This window comes from Gordonia heveisoli (assembly GCF_030315745.1).
Lineage (GTDB): Bacteria > Actinomycetota > Actinomycetes > Mycobacteriales > Mycobacteriaceae > Gordonia.
This window is the reverse complement of the sequence record NZ_JASXSH010000003.1, coordinates 25,000-50,464: the sequence shown is the minus strand read 5'-3', so window position 1 is coordinate 50,464 and position 25,465 is coordinate 25,000. Positions and strand designations below refer to the sequence as shown.

22 protein-coding genes are annotated in these 25,465 nt (G+C 67.4%); 9 read left to right on the top strand and 13 right to left on the bottom strand.

Annotated elements, in window-relative coordinates:
• From QSJ18_RS03625 to QSJ18_RS03615, 3 genes are read left to right on the top strand one after another with little or no spacing between them, the layout of a single operon-like run.
• Positions 1 to 1,002, top strand: a complete 1,002-nt coding sequence (locus tag QSJ18_RS03625) for an ABC transporter ATP-binding protein (protein WP_462475977.1) — start codon at positions 1 to 3, stop codon at positions 1,000 to 1,002.
• Entirely contained in the window at positions 999 to 1,814 is an 816-nt protein-coding gene (locus tag QSJ18_RS03620; RefSeq protein WP_286324884.1) for an ABC transporter permease, read from the top strand. Before QSJ18_RS03625 ends, QSJ18_RS03620 begins: the two co-directional genes overlap by 4 nt.
• Positions 1,811 to 2,911, top strand: coding sequence for a COX15/CtaA family protein (locus tag QSJ18_RS03615; RefSeq protein ID WP_286324883.1), 1,101 nt, complete (start codon positions 1,811 to 1,813; stop codon positions 2,909 to 2,911). Before QSJ18_RS03620 ends, QSJ18_RS03615 begins: the two co-directional genes overlap by 4 nt.
• A 100-nt stretch (positions 2,912 to 3,011) precedes the next feature.
• Here QSJ18_RS03615 and QSJ18_RS03610 read toward each other — a convergent pair whose 3' ends face one another.
• Positions 3,012 to 3,398, bottom strand: a complete 387-nt coding sequence (locus QSJ18_RS03610; protein ID WP_462475976.1) for a hypothetical protein — start codon at positions 3,396 to 3,398, stop codon at positions 3,012 to 3,014.
• 87 nt (positions 3,399 to 3,485) lie between these two features.
• Here QSJ18_RS03610 and QSJ18_RS03605 point away from each other — a divergent pair, with 87 nt between their 5' ends.
• Entirely contained in the window at positions 3,486 to 4,454 is a 969-nt protein-coding gene (locus tag QSJ18_RS03605) for a quinone oxidoreductase family protein (protein ID WP_286324882.1), read from the top strand.
• 24 nt (positions 4,455 to 4,478) lie between these two features.
• Here QSJ18_RS03605 and QSJ18_RS03600 read toward each other — a convergent pair whose 3' ends face one another.
• Positions 4,479 to 5,465: a heme o synthase gene (locus QSJ18_RS03600; protein WP_286324880.1), complete on the bottom strand. Its 987-nt coding sequence runs from the start codon at positions 5,463 to 5,465 to the stop codon at positions 4,479 to 4,481.
• Positions 5,466 to 5,813: 348 nt separating this feature from the next.
• Here QSJ18_RS03600 and tkt point away from each other — a divergent pair, with 348 nt between their 5' ends.
• The 5 genes from tkt (at position 5,814) to pgl (ending at position 12,360) form a co-directional block, all read left to right on the top strand.
• Entirely contained in the window at positions 5,814 to 7,895 is a 2,082-nt protein-coding gene (gene tkt, locus QSJ18_RS03595) for a transketolase (protein ID WP_286325053.1), read from the top strand.
• A gap of 110 nt (positions 7,896 to 8,005) precedes the next feature.
• On the top strand, positions 8,006 to 9,124 hold the full coding sequence (tal, locus tag QSJ18_RS03590) for a transaldolase (protein ID WP_286324879.1): 1,119 nt from the start codon (positions 8,006 to 8,008) through the stop codon (positions 9,122 to 9,124).
• A 5-nt stretch (positions 9,125 to 9,129) separates the two neighbouring features.
• Entirely contained in the window at positions 9,130 to 10,668 is a 1,539-nt protein-coding gene (gene zwf / locus QSJ18_RS03585) for a glucose-6-phosphate dehydrogenase (RefSeq protein WP_286324878.1), read from the top strand.
• 40 nt (positions 10,669 to 10,708) lie between these two features.
• A complete protein-coding gene (locus tag QSJ18_RS03580; RefSeq protein ID WP_286324877.1) occupies positions 10,709 to 11,623 on the top strand; it encodes a glucose-6-phosphate dehydrogenase assembly protein OpcA in 915 nt (304 codons plus the stop codon).
• Positions 11,623 to 12,360 (top strand): 6-phosphogluconolactonase, encoded by a 738-nt coding sequence (gene pgl, locus QSJ18_RS03575; protein ID WP_286324876.1) that lies wholly within the window; start codon positions 11,623 to 11,625, stop codon positions 12,358 to 12,360. The genes QSJ18_RS03580 and pgl overlap by 1 nt, the downstream gene beginning before the upstream one ends.
• Positions 12,361 to 12,389: 29 nt before the next feature.
• On the opposite strand, the gene QSJ18_RS03570 is transcribed toward pgl, so the two are convergent.
• The 11 genes from QSJ18_RS03570 to QSJ18_RS03520 all read right to left on the bottom strand — a co-directional run bounded on the left by QSJ18_RS03570 (position 12,390) and on the right by QSJ18_RS03520 (position 25,412).
• Positions 12,390 to 13,001, bottom strand: a complete 612-nt coding sequence (locus QSJ18_RS03570; protein WP_286324875.1) for a hypothetical protein — start codon at positions 12,999 to 13,001, stop codon at positions 12,390 to 12,392.
• Between the two features lie 153 nt (positions 13,002 to 13,154).
• On the bottom strand, positions 13,155 to 15,992 hold the full coding sequence (ppc, locus tag QSJ18_RS03565; RefSeq protein WP_286324874.1) for a phosphoenolpyruvate carboxylase: 2,838 nt from the start codon (positions 15,990 to 15,992) through the stop codon (positions 13,155 to 13,157).
• Positions 15,993 to 16,128: 136 nt separating this feature from the next.
• Positions 16,129 to 16,362, bottom strand: coding sequence for a preprotein translocase subunit SecG (secG, locus tag QSJ18_RS03560; protein WP_286325052.1), 234 nt, complete (start codon positions 16,360 to 16,362; stop codon positions 16,129 to 16,131).
• Positions 16,363 to 16,480: 118 nt separating this feature from the next.
• Positions 16,481 to 17,272: a triose-phosphate isomerase gene (gene tpiA, locus QSJ18_RS03555; RefSeq protein WP_286324873.1), complete on the bottom strand. Its 792-nt coding sequence runs from the start codon at positions 17,270 to 17,272 to the stop codon at positions 16,481 to 16,483.
• Positions 17,272 to 18,483, bottom strand: a complete 1,212-nt coding sequence (locus QSJ18_RS03550) for a phosphoglycerate kinase (protein ID WP_286324872.1) — start codon at positions 18,481 to 18,483, stop codon at positions 17,272 to 17,274. The genes tpiA and QSJ18_RS03550 overlap by 1 nt, the downstream gene beginning before the upstream one ends.
• Before the next feature lie 31 nt (positions 18,484 to 18,514).
• Positions 18,515 to 19,534 (bottom strand): type I glyceraldehyde-3-phosphate dehydrogenase, encoded by a 1,020-nt coding sequence (gene gap, locus QSJ18_RS03545; RefSeq protein WP_286324871.1) that lies wholly within the window; start codon positions 19,532 to 19,534, stop codon positions 18,515 to 18,517.
• 163 nt (positions 19,535 to 19,697) lie between these two features.
• The gene (gene whiA, locus QSJ18_RS03540; RefSeq protein WP_286325051.1) at positions 19,698 to 20,675 is read right to left on the bottom strand and encodes a DNA-binding protein WhiA; all 978 of its coding nucleotides are present in this window, start codon (positions 20,673 to 20,675) and stop codon (positions 19,698 to 19,700) included.
• 179 nt (positions 20,676 to 20,854) lie between these two features.
• On the bottom strand, positions 20,855 to 21,862 hold the full coding sequence (locus QSJ18_RS03535) for a gluconeogenesis factor YvcK family protein (protein WP_286324870.1): 1,008 nt from the start codon (positions 21,860 to 21,862) through the stop codon (positions 20,855 to 20,857).
• A complete protein-coding gene (rapZ, locus tag QSJ18_RS03530; RefSeq protein WP_286325050.1) occupies positions 21,859 to 22,731 on the bottom strand; it encodes an RNase adapter RapZ in 873 nt (290 codons plus the stop codon). Before rapZ ends, QSJ18_RS03535 begins: the two co-directional genes overlap by 4 nt.
• A gap of 95 nt (positions 22,732 to 22,826) precedes the next feature.
• Positions 22,827 to 24,944 carry an excinuclease ABC subunit UvrC gene (gene uvrC / locus QSJ18_RS03525; RefSeq protein WP_286324869.1) on the bottom strand — a complete coding sequence of 706 codons (2,118 nt, stop codon included), beginning with the start codon at positions 24,942 to 24,944 and terminating at the stop codon, positions 22,827 to 22,829.
• 63 nt (positions 24,945 to 25,007) lie between these two features.
• Positions 25,008 to 25,412, bottom strand: coding sequence for a PH domain-containing protein (locus QSJ18_RS03520; protein ID WP_286325049.1), 405 nt, complete (start codon positions 25,410 to 25,412; stop codon positions 25,008 to 25,010).
• Positions 25,413 to 25,465 lie beyond the last annotated feature (53 nt).

The following is a 25,465-nucleotide window of genomic DNA, read 5'->3' as shown; positions in this document are numbered from 1 at the left end:
GTGCGAGGCACGACTTCCGAGCGACTGAACAACGACGATCCGGTGACCGATCGTCGCGTCGCGGTCCCGTCGGCACGACCCGACGACGTCGCTCTCAGCGTCCGGGGCCTGATCAAGCGATACGGCGATCGCACCGCCGTCGACGGCCTCGACCTCGACCTGCGTCGCGGCGAGATCCTCGCCCTGCTCGGCCCGAACGGTGCGGGCAAGACCACCACCGTCGAGATCTGCGAGGGATTCGTCACCCGCGACGCCGGGACCGTCGAGGTCCTCGGCCTCGACCCGCGCACCGACAACGACCAGCTACGCCGACGTATCGGTGTGATGCTGCAGGGTGGCGGCGCCTACCCCGGCGCCCGCGCCGAGGAGATGCTGCGCCTGGTGGCCGCCTACTCCGACGACCCGATCGACCCGGACTGGCTCCTCGAGGCGCTGGGATTGTCCGGCGTCCGGCGCACCTCCTTCCGGCGGCTCTCCGGCGGCCAGCAGCAGCGCCTGTCACTGGCCTGCGCCATCGTCGGCCGACCCGAACTGGTCTTCCTCGACGAACCGACCGCCGGACTGGACGCCCACGCACGCCTCGTCGTGTGGGAACTGGTAGACCGGTTGCGCGCCGACGGCGTCTCCGTCCTGCTGACCACCCATCTCATGGACGAGGCCGAAGAACTCGCGGACCAGGTCGTCATCATCGACAGCGGACGGTGTGTCGGGGCAGGCACACCCGCCGACTTGACCCGCCGCGGCGCCGAGAACGAACTCCGTTTCACCGCGCCGCGGGCACTCGACCTGACGTCGCTGCAAACCACGCTGCCGTCGGGCTACCGCTGCAGTGAGTCCACTCCCGGCAACTATCTGATCGCCGGCCAGGTGACACCGGCGGTGATCGCCACCCTGACCGCATGGTGCGCCGAGATCGATGTGCTGGTCACCGACCTGCGCGTGGAGACCCGCAGCCTGGAAGACGTGTTCCTCGACCTGACCGGACGGGCCCTGCGCGCATGACCGACACCACCAGCACCCGACGCCAGGCAGGCGAACTCTTCCCGCCCGGCACCTTCGCACCCCGTCCGCAGCCGGCCCGCCTGGTGACCATGATCGCCGCCCAGTCGGCGCTGGAACTCAAACTTCTCCTGCGCAACGGCGAACAGTTGTTGCTCACGATGTTCATCCCGATCACGCTGCTGATCGGTCTGTGTCTGCTGCCCGTCGACACCGGGCTGGGATCGGGCACCGCCGAACGTGCCGCCAACTTCGTGCCGGCCATTCTCACCGTCGCGATCATGTCCACGGCGTTCACCGGGCAGGCCATCGCCGTCGGTTTCGACCGCCGATACGGGGCGCTCAAACGACTCGGGGCCACCCCGATCCCCCGTTGGGGCATCATCGCGGGCAAATCCATCGCGGTGCTGGCCGTGGTGATTCTGCAGTCGCTCATCCTGGGTGCGATCGGGGCCGCCTTCGGCTGGCGTCCCAGCCTCCTCGGGCTTGCCATCGGCGCGGTGATCATCGCGCTGGGCACCGCCTGCTTCGCGACGCTCGGCCTGCTACTCGGCGGCACCCTGAAAGCCGAGATCGTCCTGGCGCTGGCGAACCTGCTGTGGTTCGCGCTCGTCGGCATCGGCAGTCTCACGCTTGTGCGCTCGAGCATCCCCGACGCCGTGTGGTGGTTTGCGCGCTGCACCCCGTCGGGCGCCCTCACCGAGGCGCTCGATCGAGCGTCGCACGGGGGCATCGACTTCTTCGGGGTAGGTATTTTGCTGGTGTGGGCCGTTGTCGGCGCCACACTCGCGGTGAGGTGGTTCAGGTTCGAATGACGACATCACAGACACCGACGCGTCGCGACGACGCCGCGACCGGTCCGACCACCCCTGCCAGCGGTATCCGAGGACTGTTCAACCGGTTGCCCGGCTTCGGTTCCCCGACACGCCGCTTCACGCATATATGGGCCATCGCCCTGCTCGCCGCCAACACCGCCTTGGTGGTCACCGGCGGTGCGGTGCGTCTGACCGACTCCGGTCTCGGCTGCCCCACCTGGCCCCGCTGCACCGACGACTCGTTCACCCCGGTCCAGGCGATGGGCATCCACGGGGTCATCGAATTCGGCAACCGCATGTTGACCTGGGTGCTCACCGTCATCGCGATCGCGACCTGGCTGGCGGTGTGGCGCCGTGTGCAATCGACCCGCGGCGATCGCCGGCTGGCCACCGTTCTCGCCCTCGGAGTGCCGTTCCAAGGCGTCATCGGCGGCATCACGGTGCTGACCGACCTCAACCCGTGGGTCGTCGCCCTGCACTTCCTGCTGTCGATGGCGCTGGTCTCGGGCGGCACCCTGCTGGTCTACCGGACGCGAGCGGTCAGCGCCGCGCAACCGGTCCGGGTCGAGTGGGCCGATCGAGTCGGCCGCCTGCTCGCCTGGGCGTTGTATCTGGTCTGTTGGGCGACGATCTATCTCGGAACCGTGGTGACCGGATCGGGTCCGCATTCGGGCGACCACGGCGCCAAACGCAACGGCCTGGACCCGCGTATGGTCACCCAGCTGCACGCCGACGCCGTCTTCATCCTCGTCGGCCTGGCGCTGGCACTCCTGGTCTTCGTCCTCGCGCTGCGCCTGCCGCAGCGACGGACGACCATCGTGTTCGCCGGATTGCTGACCCTGCAGGGCATCGTCGGCGGTGTGCAGTACGCGACCGAGCTGCCCGTGGCCCTGGTCATCACCCACATGCTCGCCAGCGCCCTACTGATGATCGGTGCGACGTGGCTGGTCATCGACTTCGCACCGGCCAGTCGCAACGACACTTCTGAAGACGGCGACACTTCTGAAGACGGCGACAGTGCTGACGACGACGACACTACTGACGACGACACTGCGGAAGCCGGCGAACCGGTATCGGTTACCCAGCCCGCCCAGTAGTAGCCCACGAACAGTTCGAGTAGCCCGCGTACGGCCTGCGGGCTACTCGATGGGCCGGACACTCTCCGCCGGAGGCTGGTTCGCCGCTCAGCGGATGGGCTCAGAGGATGGCGGAGTTGCGTGCCTTCGGGAATCGCTTCTGGTTGGCGACCCACCCGGCCATCTTGCGGTAGTGCGACGGCGCGACATTCGCCGACGAGGTCAGTTCGCGGTCCCACTCGCCGATCTCGAGACCGGGGACCGCCGCTACGACGGCCTCTGCGGTCGACACATCGGCCACGACCCGGTCACCGAGGATGCCGCCCTGAGCACCCACCAGGGTGATCCGCACGCCTGCCGCACCGACGGCCTGCAGAACCGCAGTCGCCGAACCACCCTCGCGGGCGACGAACTTCTTCACCGAGGCAACGACATCGGCGGGCGCCGACGCCGGCCCGGACGATCCCTGCTCCTGGTCATTGCTGTCGACTGCGGTGCGCTCACTCATGGAGGTCAGCATACCGGCCGGTAGTCGTGGCGCCGCATCAGTGGCCACCCGATGTCGGGAGACGGTTCAGGCGTGTACAACGGGAACATGCGTGCCATTCAGGTGACCCGCCACGGCGGTCCCGATGTTCTGCTCGAGACCACCGCCGACGACCCGGTGCCAGGTGCCGACGAGGTACTCGTCCGCACCACGGCGGTCGGCGTGAACTTCATCGACACCTATTTCCGGCGCGGCCTGTACCCGTCGTCCACCCCGTATATCCCCGGTTCGGAGGGGGCCGGCGTGGTGGTGGCCACCGGCGACGCCGTCGAGGGCGTCGCGGTCGGCGATCGGGTCTGCTGGTGCGACGGCTCGGCCGGATACGCCGAACTGGTCGCCGTGCGCGCCGCTCGCGTCGTCCCGATCCCCGACGGGGTCGACGACGCCGCGGCCGGCTCGACGTTGCTGCGCGGCCTGACCGCCCACTATCTACTCGACGGCAGCGCCCACCCCCGGTCCGGTGAGACCGTGTTGATCCATGCCGGGGCAGGCGGGGTCGGGCTGGTGCTGACCCAGTTGGCGAAACAGCGCGGCCTGACTGTCATCACCACCGTCTCCTCCGACGCCAAGGAAGCGCTGTCGCGGGCGGCGGGCGCCGACCATGTGCTTCGCTACGGCGACCGTCTGGTCGAAGAGGTTCGCGGTATCACCGGCGGCGCGGGTGTGCGGGTGACCTATGACGGTGTGGGTGCGGACACCTTCGAACAATCGCTGGCGGCGACCGGCATCCGCGGCACAATCGTGGTCTTCGGGGCGGCCAGCGGGCCGGTTCCCCCCTTCGACCTGCAACGTCTCAACGGCGCCGGATCGCTGTCGGTCACGCGGCCGACGCTCGCCCATTTCATCGCCGACACCGACGAACTGCGGTGGCGTGCGGGTGAGTTCTTCGACGCCGTCGTCGCCGGGGTGGTCGATGTCCGGGTCGGGCAGCGGTATCGGCTGGCCGATGCTGCCGACGCGCATCGCGATCTGGAGTCCCGCGCGACCACCGGTTCGACCGTCCTCATCCCGGACTGAGCACCGGTTCTCCGGTCGTGACGTTCAGAACTTGTCGATGAGCGGCTGCAGGCCGAGCACGGCGTCGACCGCCAGACCACAGAACAGGATCGCGAGGTACTCGTTGGATTGCAGGAAGATCTTCAGCGGGGTGATCTCTTCGCCGCGCCGTGTATCGCGGTACAGCTTGTGCACGCGGCTGATGAACCAGCCACCGGCCAGAACGGCCACCGCGGTGTAGACGTAACCGGTCGCCGGGATCAGCGCCAGCGAGGCCAGCACCGTGAGCCAGGTGTACACCACCATCTGGCGGGTGACCTGCTCCTCGGTCGCGATGACCGGCAGCATCGGGACTCCGGCGGCCTTGTAGTCCTCGCGGTAGCGCATCGCGAGTGCCCAGGTGTGCGGCGGCGTCCAGAAGAAGATGACCAGGAACAGCACGATCGGTTCCCAGCTCAGCGAGTTGGTCACCGCAGCCCAGCCGACCAGCGTCGGCATGCAGCCTGCCGCGCCACCCCAGACGACGTTCTGCCAGGTCCGCCGCTTCAGGATCATCGTGTAGACGCCGACGTAGAAGACGATCGTCGCCGAGACCAGCAGTGCGCTGAGCAGGTTGGCGGCGACGGTCAGCACCGCGAACGAGGCGATCCAGAGCAAAATGCCGAAGATCAGCGCATGCCGGGTGGGGACGGCCTGACGCGCCAGGGGACGTCGCGCGGTGCGCTTCATCTTCTGGTCGATGTCGGCATCGACGACCATGTTGAGGGTGTTCGCGCTCGCCGCGCCCAGCCAGCCGCCGACCAGGGTGGCCAAGATGAGCGGCAGATCGACGTGATGCCGATCGGCCTGCAGCATGACCGGGATGGTGGCGACGAGCAGCAGCTCGATGACCCGCGGCTTGGTCAGCGCGATGTAGGCGAGGATGGTGGCGCGCATCCGATGCGGCCACGATGCACTCGGGTCGACGACCGGCGCAGACGGCCCGGAATGGAAACCACCCGAACGGGAACCGGTGGCGTGGTCTCCACTCACACGCTCCCCAATCCGCACACTTGCTCCTCGTCACTGCCCGATTGCTCGACTTCGCACGCCGAATCGCCTCCATGCGAGGGACTTGGTCGAAATCTGACCGAGCGGGCTACTACAGAGCATGGTAGACGTTGGCCATATCGATCTGTGAATCGAGGGCGTCGCGGACGGCCGTGAGCTTCGCCGCACTCCCCCCACGCACCGGTCTTCCGCTGCTTGGGTGCCTCCGAGTTCACCGTTGCGGCAGCGCCGATTACTCTGGAACGCAGTGCAGGCCGACCCCCGATGTCGGGAACCCACTATGTCGGCATGTCCACCGCACACCAAGCAGGTACAGGAGACACCATCACCGTGGTCGACACAGACGAGATCCGCGCACTCACCACCGCCCGCCATCCCGAGGACTGGTCCGACGTCGACACCCGCGCGGTGGATACGGCGCGCATCCTCGCCGCCGATGCCGTGCAGAAGTGCGGCAGCGGCCATCCCGGCACCGCGATGAGCCTGGCGCCGCTGGCGTACACGCTCTTCCAGCGCGTCATGCGCCACGATCCCGCCGACACCAAGTGGGTCGGCCGCGACCGTTTCGTGCTGTCCTGCGGACACTCCAGCCTGACCCTCTACATCCAGCTGTACCTGGGTGGTTTCGGCTTGGAGCTGGCCGATATCGAGGCGTTGCGCACGTGGGGTTCACTGACCCCCGGCCACCCCGAGTTCCGCCACACCAAGGGTGTCGAGATCACCACCGGTCCACTGGGTCAGGGTCTGGCCTCCGCAGTGGGCATGAGTATGGCCAGCCGCTATGAGCGCGGCCTGTTCGACCCGGACGCCGAGGCGGGCACCAGCCCGTTCGACCATCACATCTACGTCATCGCCTCCGACGGGGACATCGAGGAGGGCGTCACCTCCGAGGCGTCGTCGCTGGCCGGTACCCAGCAGCTGGGCAACCTGGTCGTCTTCTACGACCAGAACCAGATCTCCATCGAGGACGACACCGACATCGCACTGTCGGAGGATGTCGCCAAACGCTATGAGGCCTACGGCTGGCATGTGCAGACCGTCGAGGGCGGCGAGGACATCGTCGCCATCGAAGCCGCGATCGAGGCGGCCAAGGCGGTCACCGATCGGCCGTCGCTGATCTGTGTGCGCACCATCATCGGCTTCCCGGCACCCACCAAGATGAACACCGGCGGTATCCACGGTTCGGCGCTCGGCGCCGACGAGGTCGCGGCCACCAAGAAGGTACTCGGCTTCGACCCCGAGAAGGACTTCGAGGTCACCGATGAGGTCATCGGACACACCCGCGACCTGATCGCGCGCGGCGAGAAGACCAAGGCCGAGTGGACCACTGCCTTCGAGTCGTGGGCGGACGCCAACCCGGAGCGCAAGGCCCTCTTCGACCGTCTGCACGCCCACGCGCTGCCGGCCGGCTGGACCGATGTACTGCCCACTTGGGAAGCAGGTTCGAAGGAGGTCGCGACCCGTGCGGCCTCGGGTAAGGTCCTCTCCGCACTCGCCCCGGTGCTGCCCGAGCTGTGGGGCGGTTCCGCCGACCTCGCCGGTTCGAACAACACCACGATGGACGGTGCCAAGTCCTTCGGCCCGGAGTCGATCAGCACCAACAAATGGACCGCGAGTCCCTATGGCCGCACCCTGCACTTCGGCATCCGCGAGCATGCGATGGGTTCGATCCTCTCGGGTATCGCACTGCACGGTCCGACCCGCGCCTACGGCGGCACCTTCTTGCAGTTCGCCGACTACATGCGGCCCGCTGTGCGTCTGGCCGCACTGATGGAGATCGACCCGATCTACGTCTGGACCCACGACTCCATCGGCCTCGGCGAAGACGGCCCGACCCACCAGCCGGTCGAACATCTCGCCGCTCTGCGCGCCATCCCCAACCTCGACGTCGTCCGTCCCGCCGACGCCAACGAGACCGCCTACGCCTGGCAGCATCTGCTCAGCCGCCGCAACCGTCCGGTCGGTCTGGCCCTGACCCGCCAGAATGTCCCGGTGCTGGCCGGTACGTCGGCCGAGGGTGTCGCGGCAGGCGGGTATGTGCTCAGCGACTCCGACGGTGACCCGCAGGTCGTCCTGATCGGTACCGGTTCGGAGGTCTCGCTGGCCGTCGAAGCCCAGCAGGCACTCGCCGCCAAGGGCATCGCGGCCCGCGTCGTGTCGATGCCGTCGATCGAGTGGTTCGACGAGCAGCCGCAGGGCTACCGCGACTCGGTGCTGCCCCCGTCGGTGCCGCGTGTCGTCGTCGAGGCCGGTATCGCGATGCCCTGGTATCGCATCGTCGGCGCCGGTGGCGAGATCGTGTCGCTCGAACACTTCGGCGCTTCCGCCGACTACAAGGTGCTCTACCAGCAGTTCGGCATCACCGCGGAGGCCGTGACCGCGGCCGCCGAACGTGCCGTCCAGAACAAGTGATCGATCGGGCCGGTGATCCATCCGGATCACCGGCCCGTTTTCACCCATAGGGCCGGCAATCCCGGCCACCACAGCACGCCGGTGCGTGCGCGACCCGAGAGGGGAAGCTCGTGACCCAAAACGAGAAGCTCGCCGAACTGTCCGCCGCCGGTGTGTCGGTGTGGCTCGATGACCTGTCCCGCGACCTGATCTCGTCCGGAGACCTCGCCGGACTCATCGCCACCAAGTCCGTCGTCGGTGTCACCACCAACCCGTCGATCTTCCAGGCCGCGCTGTCCAAGGGCACCAGCTACGACGCACAGGTCAACGAACTGGCCGCCCGTGGCGCCGACGTCGACGCCACCATCCGCACCGTCACCACCGACGATGTGCGCAACGCCTGCGATGTGCTGGCCGGGGTCTACGAGGAGTCCGACGGTGTCGACGGCCGCGTGTCGATCGAGGTCGACCCTCGCCTGGCCCACGACACCGACGGAACCGTCGCCCAGGCCATCGAGCTGTGGAAGATCGTCGACCGGCCGAATCTGCTGATCAAGATCCCGGCGACCAAGGCCGGTCTGCCCGCCATCACCAAGGTGCTGGCCGAGGGCATCAGCGTCAACGTCACCCTGATCTTCTCGGTGGAGCGTTACAAGGAGGTCATCGACGCCTATCTGGACGGTCTCGACGCCGCCGCCGAGGCTGGTCATGATCTGTCCACCATCCACTCGGTGGCCTCGTTCTTCGTCTCGCGGGTGGACACCGAGGTCGATGCCCGCCTCGAGGCCATCGGGACGCCCGCGGCCCTGGAACTGCGCGGCAAGGCAGCCCTGGCCAACGCCCGCCTCGCCTACCAGGCCTATCAGGAGATCTTCGAGGTCGAGTCACGCTTCCCCGACCTGCTCGCCAAGGGAGCCCGCCCGCAGCGCGCACTCTGGGCGTCGACCGGCGTGAAGAACCCCGCCTACCCCGACACCCTGTACGTCAGTGAGCTCGTCGCACCGAACACGGTCAACACCATGCCCGGCAAGACGATGGACGCCTTCGCCGACCACGGCTGGACCAACACCGAGTCGATCGTCGGACTCGGCGCCGAGTCCCAGGGCGTCTTCTACGCCATCGCCGCGCTTGGTGTCGACTTCACCGACGTCTTCGCCGTCCTGGAGAGCGAAGGTGTCAGCAAGTTCGAGGACGCCTGGAACGAGCTGCTGACCGCGACCGCCGAACAGCTCGCCGCAGCGAAGGGCTGACGTCCATGCCGCGTGAGGACGGCCGCTGGCGCAATCCGCTGCGCGACCGCCGCGACAAGCGGCTACCGCGGATCGCCGGTCCGTCGAGCCTGATCATCTTCGGTGTGACCGGCGACCTGGCCCGCAAGAAGCTGATGCCCGCGGTGTACGACCTCGCCAATCGCGGCTTGCTGCCGCCGTCCTTCGCGCTGGTCGGGTTCGGTCGACGCGACTGGACCGACGAGGATTTCGCCAACGTCGTCCACGACGCGGTCCGGGACCATTCCCGCACCGGGTTCCGCGAGGATGTGTGGGAGCGACTGGCCGAGGGTTTCCGTTTCGTCCAGGGTTCCTTCGACGACGACGCCTCCTTCGACCGGCTCCGCGACAGTCTGGCCGCCCTCGACGCCGAGCGCGGCACCGACGGCAATCACGCCTTCTATCTGTCGATCCCGCCGAACGCCTTCCCCACCGTGTGCGAGCAGTTACGGCGGTCGGGGCTGGCCACCGCCGACGGGGACAGCTGGCGGCGGGTGGTGATCGAGAAACCCTTCGGTCACGATCTGGCCTCGGCCCGCAAGCTCAACGCCGTCGTCAACAGCGTCTTCCCGGAGTCGTCGGTGTTCCGCATCGACCATTACCTCGGCAAGGAGACGGTGCAGAACATCCTGGCGCTGCGTTTCGCGAACCAGTTGTTCGACCCACTGTGGAGCAGCCACTACGTCGACCACGTGCAGATCACCATGGCCGAGGACATCGGTCTGGGCGGCCGTGCCGGCTACTACGACGGCATCGGCGCGGCTCGCGACGTCATCCAGAACCATCTGCTGCAGCTGATGGCCCTGGTCGCGATGGAGGAGCCCATCTCGTTCGAGCCCAAGCAGTTGCAGGCCGAGAAGATCAAGGTACTGGCCGCGACCCGCAACATCCTGCCGATCGAGGCGAATGCGGCACGCGGTCAGTACGGTCCCGGCTGGCAGGGCAGCGAGCGGGTCGCCGGGCTCAAGGAGGAGGCCGGGTTCTCCGCCGATTCGACGACGGAAACCTTCGCCGCCATCGCCCTGGAGGTCGACTCCCGGCGCTGGGCCGGGGTCCCGTTCTATCTGCGTACCGGAAAACGGCTGGGACGCCGGGTCACCGAGATCGCGCTGGTCTTCAAACGAGCACCGCATCTGCCGTTCGACAAGACGATGACCGAGGAACTGAGTCAGAACGCGCTGGTGATCCGGGTACAGCCGGATGAGGGCATCACGCTGCGGTTCGGGTCCAAGGTGCCCGCCTCCAGCATGGAGGTGCGTGACGTCAACATGGACTTCAGCTACGGCAGCGCCTTCACGGAGGCGTCGCCGGAGGCCTACGAACGTCTCATCCTCGACGTTCTGCTCGGTGAGCCGTCGCTGTTCCCGGTGAACGAGGAAGTCGAATTGTCCTGGGAGATCCTCGATCCGGTGCTGAACTCGTGGGCGGCGAACGGCACGCCGGACACCTACGAGTCGGGTACGTGGGGCCCGAAGTCGGCCGACGAGATGATGGCCCGCACCGGACGCAGCTGGCGGCGGCCGTGATGGCGGTCGGCCCCCGCACACCTCGACAGGAGATCCGCTGATGATCGTCGAACTGCCCGAGACCTCGACCAAACAGATCGCGAAGAAGCTGGTCAAGATGCGCGGCACCGGCGGCGCGGTCAGTCTGGGCCGGGTGCTCACCCTCATTGTCTGCGCCGATCACGGCGAACCGACCGAAGGGGCCATCGAGGCCGCGATCCACGCCAGCCGCGAGCATCCCAGTCGCGTCATCGTGGTGGCGCGCGGTGACCGGACCGACCGGGATCGGCTCGACGCCGAGATCCGGGTGGGCGGCGACGCCGGCGCGTCCGAGGTCGTGATCTTGTCGCTGTACGGCAAGCTCGCCGACCACCCCCACAGCGTCGTCACCCCGTTCCTGCTGCCAGACACACCGGTGGTGACCTGGTGGCCGGGCACCGCACCCGACCATCCGGCGGCCGACCAGCTCGGACGCCTCGGTCGCCGACGCATTCTCGACGCGACCCGCGCTTCATCTCCCGAATCCGTGCTGGCACAACGGCTGGCCACCTACGCGCCGGGCGACACGGACATCGCCTGGACGCAGATCACGCACTGGCGGGCGATCCTGGCGTCGGCTGTGGACCGCCCACCACACACCCCGATCACCGCCGTCGAGGTGTCCGGCCCCAACCACTCCCCCTCCGTCGACCTGCTCGCAGGCTGGCTGCGCAGTGCACTGCGGGTGCCGACCACACGACGGACCGGCAGTTTCGAGGTGCGGCTGTACCGCGATGAGGGGCCGACGGTGCTCGCCGTCGACGAGAACAACAACGCCGTCCTGAGCGCGCCTGGCAAACCCGACGGCCGGGTCGGGATGAGCCGCCGCGACCTCGCCCTGTGCCTGGTCGAGGAACTCCGTCGCCTCGACGTCGACGAGATCTATGCCGACGCGCTGCGCGGTGTCACCGAAGTCATCATCGAAGGAGCCGCCTGATGCCCAGCGAAACCCTGGTCTTCGACGACAAATCGGAGCTGGTGTCGACGGCGGCGACGCGGTTCGTCGATCTGGTGACCCGCGCTCAGGCAGAGCGAGGCGTCGCACACGTGGTGCTGACGGGCGGCAGCAACGGGATCGCGATCCTGGCGGCGCTGGCCGCCGACAGCGGCGGGATCGACTGGTCGGCGGTCGAACTGTATTGGGGCGATGATCGTTTCGTGCCCGCCGACGACCCGGAACGCAACTACGGGCAGGCCCGCACCGCGCTACTCGACCAGGTACCGCTCGACCCGGACCGAGTGCACCCGATGTCCCCTTCCGACGGCCCCTTCGGCGACGACATCGACGCTGCGGCCGCCGATTACGCGGCGGTGCTGGCGGCGCGGTCCGCCGACGGTGTCGCACCCCGATTCGATCTGCATCTGCTCGGGATGGGCGGTGAAGGCCACATCAATTCGCTGTTCCCGCATACCGATGCGACCGCCGAGGCAACCCGGTCGGTGGTGGCGGTCCAGGATTCGCCCAAGCCTCCGCCCCGACGGATCACGCTCACCCTGCCGGTGGTCAACCGCTCACGTGCCGTGTGGTTCCTGGTGGCCGGTGCCGACAAGGCCGAGGCGGTCGCCGCCGCCCACCAGGGCGCCTCCCCGGCCGATTGGCCGTGCGCCGGGGCGCAAGGCACCGAGGAAACACTGTGGTTCCTCGACGAGGCCGCCGCCGCCCAGCTGGCCTGAAGCCTGCTCGCACTGCGCCGATCCGGCCATCAGCTCAGTTTCAGCGAACCCCAATCGATTGATCCGTTGCCCTTGGATGTGCAGCCGGGCACCTCTAGCCGCTGCGGCGTCGGCAACCGATCCGCGGTCACCGGACCCGACCGGAGCCGGAAGTAGATCGTGTACGACCCGCTCTTCGGAACGGCGGGCGCGTTGGCCTGTTCCTTGAGTTTGATGGTCGCCGACGTCACGTGTCCGTCGGGTTGAGCCGCCGAGTTGTAGGGGTTACCCGGCCAGACCGGCACGCCGTCGGCCACCTCGGAGTGCAACGGCGGGCTGCCGACCCACCGGGCCATCGGCCACGGGATACCGGACACCTCACGCCATGGCGGGGTCATCGTCGGCGGAATCGTCACCGCATTCACCATGGCCGCGTCATTCTCCTGCTCAAACCACCAATCCGGCTGGTAAGCACGGGAATTCGTGTAGTTCGTCAGCGTGATCGTGGCCGAACAGTTGCCGCTCGAAACCCCGGTGAGGGCCAGTCCCCGACCGGCCGCCTCCGCCACGCCGGTCGGCAGCACCGAGGTCGAGACGATCGTCAATGCCGCAGCCGCACCTATCGTCGCCGCGTGGATTGCCCTACTCCGCCGGATGGTCATGGAGAATCCTGTCTGTCACGACCGCGACCACCCACGACCCTCGCGACCGCCTCCCACGTCGCAGTCGCGAGAAACACTACCTCGGTTGCGCGGTATCGACCGGCGATTCGGTCCACCCGACGGCGATCGACGGCCAGACGCGGTCGCGGAACCCTACCCGCTGTTGCGCAGCGCGGTGGCCAGACCGTTCATGGTGAGCTGGATCCCGCGACGCAGACGCGGAGCGTCGTCACCGGCGCGGAACCGGCGTAGCAGTTCCACCTGCAGTAGATTCAGCGGCTCCAGGTACGGGAAACGGTTGTACACCGACCGTTTCAGTGCCGCGTTGTCGGCGAGCAGATCATCGGTGCCGGTGATCTTCGAATACATCGCGATGGTGCGATCATGTTCGTCGACGATCATCCCGAACACCTTGTCGCGCAACGCTTCATCCGGGACCAGCTGGGCGTATCGGTGGGCCAGGCCCATATCCGACTTGGCCAGGACCTGTGCCATGTTGGACATCACGGTGCGGAAGAACGGCCAGTCCGCGTAGTAGCGGTGCAGCAGTTGCAACCGCTCGTCGGAATCCCCCACCCACTCGGCGAAGGCCGATCCGGTGCCGTACCACCCGGGCAGCATCACCCGCGATTGCGTCCACGACAGTACCCACGGGATGGCGCGTAGGTCGGAGATCTTCTCGGTCTGTTTCCGCGACGCCGGCCGGCTCCCGATGTTGAGTGCGCCGATCTCCGACAGCGGCGTCGAGGTGGTGAAGTATTCGACGAAGCCGGGCGTCTCGTGTACGAGGCGGCTATATGCCGCTCGGGCGAGTGCGGCGATCTCGTCCATCACCGTATAGGCGTCTTCGGAGTCGGTGCCGAGTCCCTCGACGTCGAGCAGCGAGGATTCGATCGTCGCGGCGAGCAACGTCTCCAGATTCCGTTCCGCACTGACAGGTTCGGCATACTTCGCGGCGATGATCTCGCCCTGCTCGGTGATCCGCAGCGAGCCGCGCACCGCACCCGGTGGTTGCGCCAGGATCGCGTCGTAGCTCGGTCCGCCACCACGACCGACGGTGCCACCGCGCCCATGGAACAGCCGTAGCCGGATCCCAGCCTTGCGGGCCGCCTCGACCAGGTCGAGTTCACCTCGGTAGAGCGCCCAGTTGGCCGCCATATAGCCGCCGTCCTTGTTGGAGTCGGAGTAGCCGAGCATCACCTCCTGCATCCCCGCCTGCGCATCCACCAGCCCTCGGTAGAACGGCAGATCCAGCACTGCGAGCAGGGTGGCGGCCCCCTGTTGGAGGTCCTCGATGGTCTCGAACAGCGGCACGATCCGCACCGTCGACGTCAGAGTGCCGGTGGCGGTGTCGATTTCGAGGAGTCCCGCCTCCTTCAGCAGGATCATCGGCTCGAGCATGTCGCTGACCGAGGTGCACATGCTGATGATGTAGTTCGGTACCGCCTGCCGACCGAAGGCCGCCACCGCCCGCGCCGCGGCTCGCACGATGTTCAGTTCCTTGACCGCGAGTTCGCTCAGATTCGCGTCGAGCGGGGTCAACGGCCTGCGGGCCTGCAATTCGGCGGACAGGATGGCAACGCGTTCGGCCTCGTCGAGCGAGCGGTAATCCGGATGGACCCCGGCCCAGGCCAGCAGTTCGGCGACCACGTCCTCATGCATGTCGGAGTTCTGGCGCAGATCCAGCCCGGACAGGTTGAAGCCGAAAGTACGTACCGACTCACGCAACAGCAGCAGCCGGTCGTCGGCGATGATGTCGTCGCCACCGGCACGCAATGCGGCGTCGACGACGTCGAGGGCGGCGAGCAGTTCGCCTGCGTCGGCGTAGGGCTGTGCACCGTCGACGGTGAACAGATCCGACGACTTCATCACCTCCTCGCCGAACATCTGCGTCGCGGTGGCCACCAGCCGAGACCTGATCTGGCGCAGCGCAACCCGGAACGGCTCGTCGGCCTTGGGGTCATCCGGCTCGAGTCCGGTCAGCTCGGCGAGCTCGCTGCCCGGCACCATCAGCCTGCTCGACATACTCAGTTCCTCGGCCAGCTTCTTCAGCTCGTCCAGGTGATGGCCGATCGCGGTCCGCGCGGCCAAAGTGGTGGCCAGCGTGACGATCTCGTCGGTGACGAACGGGTTGCCATCCCGGTCACCACCGATCCACGACCCCATCCGGATCATCGGATCGTCGGCGAGTCCGGCATCGGGGTAGGCGGTCCGCAACGCCGACCGCACCCCGGTGTTGATCTTCGGGATGACGTCGAAGAAGGCGGCGTCGTAATAGCGCAGTCCGGACCGGATCTCGTCGGAGATGGTCATCCGTTCGAGGCGGATCAACGCGGTCTGCCACAGCGTCAGTATCTGCCGCCGAATCGCTTCCAGAGTGGCGGACTCCTCGTCCGGGGTCAGTTCGGTGCGTGCCCGCAGGCGCATCAGCTCGGTGATCCGGTTCTGCGCCTCGAACACACTGCGGCGCCGGGTCTCGGTCGGATGCGCGGTGATCACCGGTACGACCGTCGCGTCGGCCAGGGCTGCGCCGACCTCGTCGTCACGCAGACCCGCGGCGGCGAGCTTCGCGTATGTCGCGGCCAGACTGCTGTCCTGCGGCGGGTCGCCGGCGCGCACATGGATCGCGCGGCGGCGTTCCCGGTGGATGTCCTCGGCCAAATTGGCCAGCAGCGCGAAGGTCGAGAAGGCCCGGATGACCGGCATCGCCACCTCGATGGGCACGCCGGTGAAGATGTCGGCGAGTTCACCGCGGTCGAGTTCGTTCCGGCGAATGCGGAACGCCGCCACCCGGGCCTGCTCGACGAGGTCGAACACCTCCTCACCGGAGTGTTCGCGAATCACATCGCCGAGGATGCCGCCGAGTACGCGGATGTCCTGGCGCAACGGTTCGGTCAACACCCGCCCCTCGTCGTCGACGACGAGGTGGTCGACGATCGAGATCGATGGACGCCAGCCGGGAGCACCTCGTGAAGCATCGCTGTTACCCATTGGTCCAGTATCCCGGTTTCACCATGCCCCGGCATCTCGGAGCGGACGCCTACCTGCTCACACACGACGAGACCCGGCGGCCATCGGCCACCGGGTCTCGTGCGGAACGTCTCGCCGGCGCACACGCCGGCAGGTATCAGGAAAGCTTGATGTTGACGCCGACGCCGATGATCAGGATGAACCAGATCAAACCGACGAAGACGGTCAGGCGGTCCAGGTTGCGTTCGACGACACTCGACCCGGACAGGCTCGACTGCACGCCGCCGCCGAACAGCGACGACAGGCCGCCGCCCTTGCCGCGGTGCAGCAAGACCAACACGATCGTCAGCACACTGGTCACGATCAATCCGATATCAAGGCCGGTTTCCACTGACACTGGTCGAAGGTCCTGTTCTGGTTGGAAGTCTGTTGCCGTTCACACTGATGGCAGGCCGATCGCCGGTCACCCGGAGATCAACCTGCCACAGTGTACGCGTGGTATCGCGCGATCAGGGCAGCGGCCCGCCCGCAGCGATCGCGGACAGGGTGGCGAATTCGTCGGACTTGAGGGATGCACCGCCGACGAGTGCACCGTCGACGTCGGTCTGGCCGACGATGTCGCCGACGTTCTTGGCGTTCACCGAGCCGCCGTAGAGCACCCGCACCGACGCGGCGGTGGCCTCGTCGGCGAGTTCGGCGAGTGCGCCGCGCACGGCCGCGCACACCTCCTGCGCATCCTGAGCACTGGCCACCCGGCCGGTGCCGATCGCCCACACCGGCTCGTACGCGACGACCAGCTTGGCGATCTCCTCGGTGGTCAGACCGGCGAGCGAACCCTTGAGCTGGGCCACGTTGTAGGCGACGTGCTCACCGGACTCACGGATGTCGAGTCCTTCGCCGATGCACACGATCGGCGTGAGGCCGTGTTTGAGTGCCGCCTTGGTCTTGGCCAGCACGACCTCGTCGGTCTCCCCGTGCAGCGTGCGCCGCTCGGAGTGGCCGACGACGACGAAGGTGCAGCCCAGCTTGGCCAGGAAAGCACCGCTGATCTCGCCGGTGTACGCACCCGAATCGTGCGCGGACAGATCCTGCGCACCGTAGGTGAGCAGCAGTTTGTCCCCGTCGACGACGGTCTGCACGCTGCGGATGTCGGTGAACGGCGGGATCACCGTCACGTCGACCTTGTCGAAGTACTTCGCGGGCAGCGCGAAAGCGATCTTCTGCACCAGGGCGATGGCCTCGAGGTGATTCAGATTCATCTTCCAGTTGCCCGCGATCAGGGGCTTACGTGCACTCGCCATCAACTCTCCAGCACTTTCAGCCCGGGCAGTTCCTTGCCCTCGAGGTATTCCAGCGACGCGCCGCCGCCGGTCGAGATGTGTGAGAAGTCCGAATCCGGCAGCCCCAGGGTGCGCACGGCGGCTGCCGAGTCACCACCACCGACGACGGTGAACGCCCCGTTGCCGGTGGTCGCGGCGATCGCTTCGGCCACACCGCGGGTACCGGCGGCGAACTTCTCGAACTCGAACACACCCGACGGGCCGTTCCAGAAGATGGTCTGCGCGCCGGACAGCACTGCCGCGAACCGCTTGACCGACTCGGGACCGATGTCCAGACCCATCCAGCCGTCGGGGATCGCGTCGACGGTCACGGTCTCCGCCTGTGCGTCGGCGGCGAACTTGTCCGCGACGATGACGTCCTGCGGCAGGTGGATGACGTCGCCGAACCGATCGAGCAGGTCTTTACAGACGTCGATCTGGTCTTCCTGCAGCAGCGAGGTTCCCACCGAATGGCCCTGTGCGGCCAAGAAGGTGAAGGCCATGCCGCCGCCGATGACCAGCGTGTCGACCTTGGGAGCCAGTGCCTCGATCACGCCGAGTTTGTCGGACACCTTCGACCCACCGAGGACGACGGCATAGGGCCGTGCGACCTCGGTGGTGAGCTTGGAGAGCACGTCGACCTCGGCCTCGACCAGCTTGCCCGCGTAATGCGGCAGCAGCTTCGCGACGTCGTAGACCGAGGCCTGCTTGCGGTGCACCACACCGAAGCCGTCGGACACGAAGGCGCCGTCGTCGCCGACCAGTTCCACCAGAGCCTTGGCCAGCGACTCACGCTCGGCCTCGTCCTTGGAGGTCTCGCGCGGATCGAAGCGGATGTTCTCCAGCAGGAGGACATCGCCGTCGGTCAGGCCCTCGGCCCGGGCCAGTGCATCGGTACCGACGACATCGCCGGCCAGCTGCACGTTGCGGCCCAGTTCGGCACCCAGTCGCGCGGCGACCGGGGCCAGCGAGAACTTCGGATCCGGTTCGCCCTTGGGTCGGCCCAGATGCGCGGTGATGATCACCTTCGCACCCGCGTCGATCAGCGCGGACAGGGTCGGCACGGAGGCCAGAATGCGGCCCGGATCGGTGATCTCGGTGCCGTCGAGCGGCACGTTGAAATCCGATCGGACCAGCACACCGCGCCCCGAAACGCCTTCGGCCAGAAGGTCATTCAGTGTGGGTACACCCATTGTTGCGTTCTCTCCTCGCGTAGCAGGCGCGTCAGAGCGACTTGGAGACCAGGCCGATGAGGTCGACCAGACGGTTGGAGTAGCCCCACTCGTTGTCGTACCAGGAGACGACCTTGGCCTGATCGTCGATGACCTTGGTCAGGCCGGCATCGAAGAGCGAGCTGTGCGGGTCGGTGACGATGTCAGACGAGACGATCGGAGCGTCGTAGTACTTGAGGATGCCCTTGAGCGGCCCCTCGGCAGCAGCCTTGAGCGCCGCGTTGATCTCCTCGGCGGTGGCCTTCTTGGCCAGGTTCGCGGTGAGGTCGGTGACCGAACCGGTGGGGATCGGCACCCGCAGGGCGTAACCGTCGAGCTTGCCCTTCAGCTCCGGCAGCACCAGGCCGATGGCCTTGGCGGCACCGGTCGAGGTGGGCACGATGTTGATGGCGGCGGCGCGGGCACGACGCAGGTCCTTGTGCGGGCCGTCCTGCAGGTTCTGATCCTGGGTGTAGGCGTGGATCGTGGTCATCAGGCCCTTGACGATGCCGAACTCGTCGTTGAGGACCTTGGCCAGCGGGCCGAGGCAGTTCGTGGTGCACGAGGCATTCGAGATGATGTTCTGGCTGCCGTCGTACTTGTCGTCGTTGACGCCCATCACGATGGTGATGTCCTCATCGGAGGCCGGAGCCGAGATGATGACCTTCTTGGCGCCGGCATCCAGGTGACCCTGGGCCTTGGCGCGTGCGGTGAAGATGCCGGTCGATTCGACGACGACGTCGACGCCCAGGTCGCCCCACGGAATCGAGGCGGGACCTTCCTTGACCTCGAGTGCCTTGATCTTCTGGTCGCCGACGACGATGGTGTCCTCGCCCTCCAGCGAGACGTCCTGCGGCAGGCGACCGAGGATCGAGTCGAACTTCAGCAGGTGTGCCAGCGAGGCGTTGTCGGTCAGGTCGTTGACCGCGACGATCTCGATATCGGTGGTGCCCAAGGCCTTCTGCGCCTCGACGGCACGGAAGAAGTTACGGCCGATCCGGCCGAATCCGTTAACGCCTACCCGAACAGTCACTGTTTGTGCTCCTTAAACGGTTTCATCGTCAAGCCGTGTGGCCGAGTCGTTGTGCCCGCTTACCACGTTGTGGACCGGGTGTCGCGCGCACGCCAACGCCCAGCCTAGTAGGCCGATCCCGGACCGGCATATCGAGGTCCGGATAGGCGCAGGCCCGGGGACCTCAGGCCTCGTCGAGCAGTTCCGAGGTGACCGCCGACTCGGTGTCCGGAATCCCCTCGGTCCGCGCCTTCTTATCTGCCATCGACAGCAGCCGCCGAATGCGTCCGGCCACCGCATCCTTGGTCATCGGCGGGTCGGCGAGCTGGCCGAGTTCCTCCAACGATGCCTGTCGATGGGTGATGCGCAGCTGTCCGGCGGCGATCAGATGGTCGGGTACCTCGTCACCCAGGATCTCCAGCGCGCGTTCGACCCGGGCCGCCGCCGCGACCGCGGCGCGCGCCGAGCGGCGCAGGTTGGCGTCGTCGAAGTTGGCGAGCCGGTTGGCCGTCGCCCGCACCTCGCGGCGCATGCGCCGTTCCTCCCAGACCAGGCGGGTGTCGTGGGCACCCATACGTGTGAGCAATGCACCGATGGCCTCACCGTCGCGGATCACGACACGGTCGGCACCGCGGACCTCGCGAGCTTTGGCGGTCACCCCGAGCCGACGTGCCGCACCGACGAGTGCCAACGCGGCCTCCGGTCCCGGGCAGCTGACCTCCAGCGCCGACGACCGGCCCGGCTCGGTCAGCGACCCGTGCGCCAGGAACGCACCACGCCAGGCGGCCTCGGCGTCGGCGACACTGCCACCGACCACCTGGGCGGGCAGTCCGCGAACCGGGCGACCCCGCAGATCCAGCAGACCGGTCTGCCGGGCGAGCCCCTCACCATCTTTGGTGACGCGCACGATGTAGCGGGCGGACTTGCGGAGTCCGCCGCCACGCAACACGTGGACGTCGGAGCCGTAGCCGTACAGGTCGTGGATCTCGCGTCGTAGCCGCCGCGCGACATTGCCCATATCGACCTCGGCCTCGACGACGACGCGTCCGGCCACGATATGCAGACCACCGGCAAAGCGCAGTAGCGCCGACACCTCGGCCCTCCGACAACTCACCTGCGTCACCACCAGGCGACTGAGTTCATCTTTCACCGCCGCGGTCATCGCCACCGGTCCCGGTCCTCCTTTCACCTGGGGTCCTCCTCACTCTCGCGAGATCCTGGGCGATTCCACACGAAACGTCCAAGGCGACCCCGATCCACCAAGCCTGCCAAACATGGGCAGCACCCGTGGCGACTTGTCATTTGCGGGGGCCGATGATCGGCCCCCGTCGCCCGGCAAGCCTATCGGGTCGATTCACGTTCGCACAGTTCCTTCACCAGGGCGGCAACTTTCGCCGGGTCGTGGGTCTGTCTGCCCGGCACCGCGACGTCCCCGACGATCAGCTCCGCACCGAAGAGGTCGGCAGCCCGGACGAGGTGATCGCGCTCACGTCCGGCGGGCACCGAGGCGGCGTCGACGAGGACGTGATCGACACTCACCCGATCGGCATGGGCGTGTAGTACATGCAGGTGCCGCTCGACCGAGAACCCCGGTGTCTCCCCCGGCTCGGGCGCGAGATTGACGATCAGCACCTTACGAGCATTGGTACGCTGCAGCGCTTTTCGCTGCTCCGGCACCAAGACGTGCGGGATGACACTGGAGAACCACGACCCTGGCCCCAGCGTGACCAGGTCGGCCGCTTCGATCGCGGCGATCGCATCGGCGCAGGCGGGCGGGTCCGCGGGCAGCACCCGCACCCGCCGGACCTTGCCCGGAGTAGTGGCCACCGCGACCTGTCCGCGGATGTTGCGGCTGATCCGGGGATCGGACTCCAGACCGGAGACGTCGGCCTCGATCTCCAGCGGCACCGTCGACATCGGGAGCACCCGTCCGACGATCCCGAAGGCCACCCGCAGTTCGTCGAGCGCCGCGACCGTGTCGCCGAGCATCTCGGCCAGCCCGGCGAGCAGCAGATTGCCGATCGGATGACCGGCGAGGGCGCCACGCCCGCCCAGACGATGCTGCATTGCCTGCGCCCACAGACTGTGCCGGCGAGCCGCCTCCGACCCGGAATCTCCTTGTTCGGCAAACTCTTCCAACACAGCGGGAGCGGCCATCAATGCCACCATCGCCATCCGCAGGTCACCCGGCGGGATCATGTCGAGTTCGGCACGCAGCCGGCCCGAGGAACCGCCGTCATCGGCGACGGTCACCACCGCGGTGACATCCTCGCTCAGGTAGCGCATCGCGGTCAGCGTCGCGAACAGCCCGTGCCCACCACCCAGCGAGACGATCCGTGGCCCGCTCACTCGCGCCCCAGATCGCGATGCAGGACCCGGACGTCGTAGTGGGCCGAGCCGTCGGCCGCGGTCCGTTCGCGCAGTCGGCGTGCGAGTTCCTCGGAGATCGCCACACTGCGGTGTTTGCCGCCGGTACAGCCGACGCTGATCGTCATGTAGCGCTTACCCTCTCGCAGGTAGCCACGACCGACGATGCCGATGAGGGCGGTGTAGTGATCGAGGAACGAGGGGGCATCGTCCTGCCCGAGAACATAGTCGCGCACCGGTGCCTCGAGGCCGTTGTGCTCGCGTAACTCGTCGACCCAGTACGGATTCGGCAGGAAGCGGACATCGGCGACCAGGTCGGAATCGATGGGCAGTCCGTACTTGAATCCGAAGGACTGCACCGCGATCGACAGGCGGTTGCCCGTGTTCGGATAGGCGCCCTCCACCACGTCACGCAGTTTCGCCACGGTCAGCGCAGACGTCTCCACGACGAGGTCCGCGACATTCTTGATCGGGGCCAGGATCGCGCGTTCCCGCGCAATCCCTTCCACCAGGGTTTCCCGTCCCTGCAACGGATGTCGGCGACGCACCTGCTCGAAACGACGGACCAGTGCCTGGTCGGTGGCATCGAGGTAGAGCAGTTTGGTGACGATTCCGCCCCGCTCCAGACCGTCACGCAATCCCTCGAGTTCGTTGGCCAGCCCGGGGGCCGACGCCCGCACCACCAGCGCCAGCTTGCTCACCGACGGATCGGCGTTACCCACCATCTCGACCATCGACGAGATGAGCGAGGGCGGCACATTGTCGGCGACATACCATCCGTCGTCCTCGAGAATGTTGGCCGCGGTCGAACGCCCGGCGCCGGACATGCCGGTGACGAACAACACAACCAACTCGTCGCCACCCGAATCCTCATGCGCCGCGCGCGCATCCGCGCCGGCCGGACCGGTTCCGCCTGTCCCTGGATCGGCTACCACCCGTGTCTCCCCTACTCTCCCGTCGGCCGCGATGCGGATGCTGCGGTGTCCGCACCGCCGGTTTCGGTGTCGTCTGTGCTCCCTGTGTCTGGGCTCCCGGTGTCTGGGCTCCCGGTGTCGGCATCCTCACCGTCATCACCCCGGACCGCCTGCGCCACCGCGCGGGCGGTGGCGATGCCGATGCCGGGCACCGCGGAGATGTCCTCCAAGGATGCCTCACGGAGTCGCGCCACCGAGCCGAAGTGGGTGACGAGTGCGGTGCGGCGCGCCCGCCCGAGTCCCGGCACCCCGTCGAGCACCGACTCCGTCATGCGTTTGCTGCGTTTGCTGCGGTGGAAGGTGATCGCGAACCGGTGTGCCTCATCGCGCACACGCTGCAGCAGGAACAACGCTTCGCTCGACCGCGGCAGAATCACCGGATCGTCGTCGTCGGGTATCCACACCTCTTCCAGACGTTTCGCGAGTCCGACCACCGACACATCGGTCACCCCGAGTTCGTCGAGCACCGCCGCCGCAGCCTGCACCTGCGGTGCGCCACCGTCGACGACGAACAGGTTGGGCGGGTAGGCGAACTTCTTGGGGATCGCCGGTGCGATGTTGTCGGTCACCGTGGTTCCGCGATCCTGTTCTGCGGAGACCGGATTCGCGTGTACCGGATCCGGGGACATCCCGGCCGGTTCCTGATCGGCCCGATGCCGCAGGAACCGACGTCGGGTGACCTCGGCGATCGAGGCGACGTCGTCGGAACGGCCGTCACCGGCCGCGTGCCGGATGGCGTAATGCCGATAGTCGGATTTGCGTGGCAGCCCGTCCTCGAAGACGACCAGCGAGGCGACGACATCGGTGCCCTGCACATGCGAGACGTCGATGCACTCGATCCGCAGCGGCGCCTGGTCCAGACTCAACGATTCCTGGAGTTCGGTCAGCGCCGCCGAGCGGGTGGTGAGGTCGCCGGCGCGACGCAGTTTGTGCTGTGTCAGCGCCTCGCCCGCGTTGCGTTCAACCGTTTCGAACAGCGCCTTCTTGTCCCCGCGCTGGGGCACCCGTACCCGCACCCGGCTCCCCCGCAGCCTCGACAGCCACTCCTCCAATTCGGCGGCGTCGGAGGGCAGTTCGGGGACCAGGACCTCGCGCGGCACCGACTCGCCGTGCACTCGGTCGGCGGCGATGGCCACCGTGGAATCCAGATCCGCCTGCTCACCGTAGAACTGGGTGAGGAACTCCGAGACCATGTCGCCGACCGACCCGTGGTCGGAACGTTCGACCACCCAGCCACGCTGTCCACGGACACGCCCGTCCCGGACGTGGAAGATCTGCACCGACATCTCCAGGTCGTCCCCGGCGAACGCGACGACGTCGGCGTCGGTGCCATCCCCGAGGACCACCGACTGCTTCTCCACCGCGCGCCGCAACGCGTTGATGTCGTCTCGGAGTCGTGCGGCCCGCTCGAAGTCGAGTTCCTCGGCGGCCGCGGTCATGTCGCGTTCGAGCCGCCGGATCATCTGGTCGGTACGACCGGCCAGGAAGTCGCAGAAGTCGTCGACGATGTCCCGGTGCGCCGCCGCATCCACCCGTTCGACACAGGGCGCGGCACATTTGTCGATGTAGCCGAGCAGACACGGCCGGTCGATCTGGCGGTGCCGTTTGAAGACCCCGGCCGAGCAGGTGCGGGCCGGGAAGACACGGGTCAGCAGATCGACGGTCTCGCGGATCGCCCACGCATGTGAGTACGGCCCGAAATAGCGCACACCACGGCGTCGGGGTCCGCGATAGACGAAGATCCGCGGATACTCCTCGTTGAGGGTCACCGCCAGCATCGGATACGTCTTGTCGTCGCGATAGCGGACGTTGAACCGGGGATCGAATTCCTTGATCCAGTTGTACTCCAACTGGAGTGCCTCGACCTCGGTGCCGACGACGGTCCATTCCACCGACGCCGCGGTGGTCACCATCTGACGGGTCCGCGGGTGCAACGAGGCGATGTCGGCGAAATAGGACGTCAACCGCGACCGCAGGCTCTTCGCCTTGCCGACGTAGATGACCCGACCGTGCTGATCACGGAACCGGTACACACCCGGATCGGTGGGGATCGTCCCGGGCGCGGGACGGTAGGTTGTCGGGTCGGCCACGCCCACCACGTTAGTCGCCGCCGCCGACAACCCCGAGCACTACCGCGTCGAGCCCGCTGGAGATCAGCCGCGGTAGCGCTCTTCGATCTCCCGATACCGGTTCATCGCCTCGACAGCGCGATCGCCGTCCCCGGCCTGCACGGCCAGCACCGGCACATGCTCGTCGTGCGGAAGTTCGAGCTGGCCGCCGAAACCACGGTCGGGATAGGTCAACCCGCGCACCTCGTCCCAGCCGAAGATCCGTTCGCTGACCAGGTTTCGCACCTCGACACCGGCGGCACCGACCCTCAGTCGCGGCCGCAGGAACAGCAGGATGGCACCGCAGATCACCACGCCGACCAGCACGAGGGCGATCTGATCGGGTGTGCCGACGCGGGCGACGCCGGTGTCGCGGATGGTCAGCAGCGCACCGAAGGTGATGTGGATAGCCAGCGTGACGATCGCCGCGGCGACCGCATACCAGCGCATCCGGGTCGGCCGGTAGACGAGTTCCCAAGTGCCGTCGTCACCGGCGGCCCGCG

Excerpts from the sequence above, each read along its gene's own strand:
- QSJ18_RS03615 (WP_286324883.1), top strand. The coding sequence starts at position 1,811 with ATGACGACATCACAGACACCGACGCGTCGCGACGACGCCGCGACCGGT.
- zwf (WP_286324878.1), top strand. The coding sequence starts at position 9,130 with ATGCCGCGTGAGGACGGCCGCTGGCGCAATCCGCTGCGCGACCGCCGC.
- QSJ18_RS03520 (WP_286325049.1), bottom strand. The coding sequence starts at position 25,412 with ATGCGCTGGTATGCGGTCGCCGCGGCGATCGTCACGCTGGCTATCCAC.
- QSJ18_RS03550 (WP_286324872.1), bottom strand. The coding sequence starts at position 18,483 with ATGGGTGTACCCACACTGAATGACCTTCTGGCCGAAGGCGTTTCGGGG.
- QSJ18_RS03620 (WP_286324884.1), top strand. The coding sequence starts at position 999 with ATGACCGACACCACCAGCACCCGACGCCAGGCAGGCGAACTCTTCCCG.
- pgl (WP_286324876.1), top strand. The coding sequence starts at position 11,623 with ATGCCCAGCGAAACCCTGGTCTTCGACGACAAATCGGAGCTGGTGTCG.
- QSJ18_RS03580 (WP_286324877.1), top strand. The coding sequence starts at position 10,709 with ATGATCGTCGAACTGCCCGAGACCTCGACCAAACAGATCGCGAAGAAG.
- ppc (WP_286324874.1), bottom strand. The coding sequence starts at position 15,992 with ATGGGTAACAGCGATGCTTCACGAGGTGCTCCCGGCTGGCGTCCATCG.
- tpiA (WP_286324873.1), bottom strand. The coding sequence starts at position 17,272 with ATGGCGAGTGCACGTAAGCCCCTGATCGCGGGCAACTGGAAGATGAAT.
- whiA (WP_286325051.1), bottom strand. The coding sequence starts at position 20,675 with ATGACCGCGGCGGTGAAAGATGAACTCAGTCGCCTGGTGGTGACGCAG.
- QSJ18_RS03605 (WP_286324882.1), top strand. The coding sequence starts at position 3,486 with ATGCGTGCCATTCAGGTGACCCGCCACGGCGGTCCCGATGTTCTGCTC.
- QSJ18_RS03610 (WP_462475976.1), bottom strand. The coding sequence starts at position 3,398 with ATGAGTGAGCGCACCGCAGTCGACAGCAATGACCAGGAGCAGGGATCG.
- QSJ18_RS03570 (WP_286324875.1), bottom strand. The coding sequence starts at position 13,001 with ATGACCATCCGGCGGAGTAGGGCAATCCACGCGGCGACGATAGGTGCG.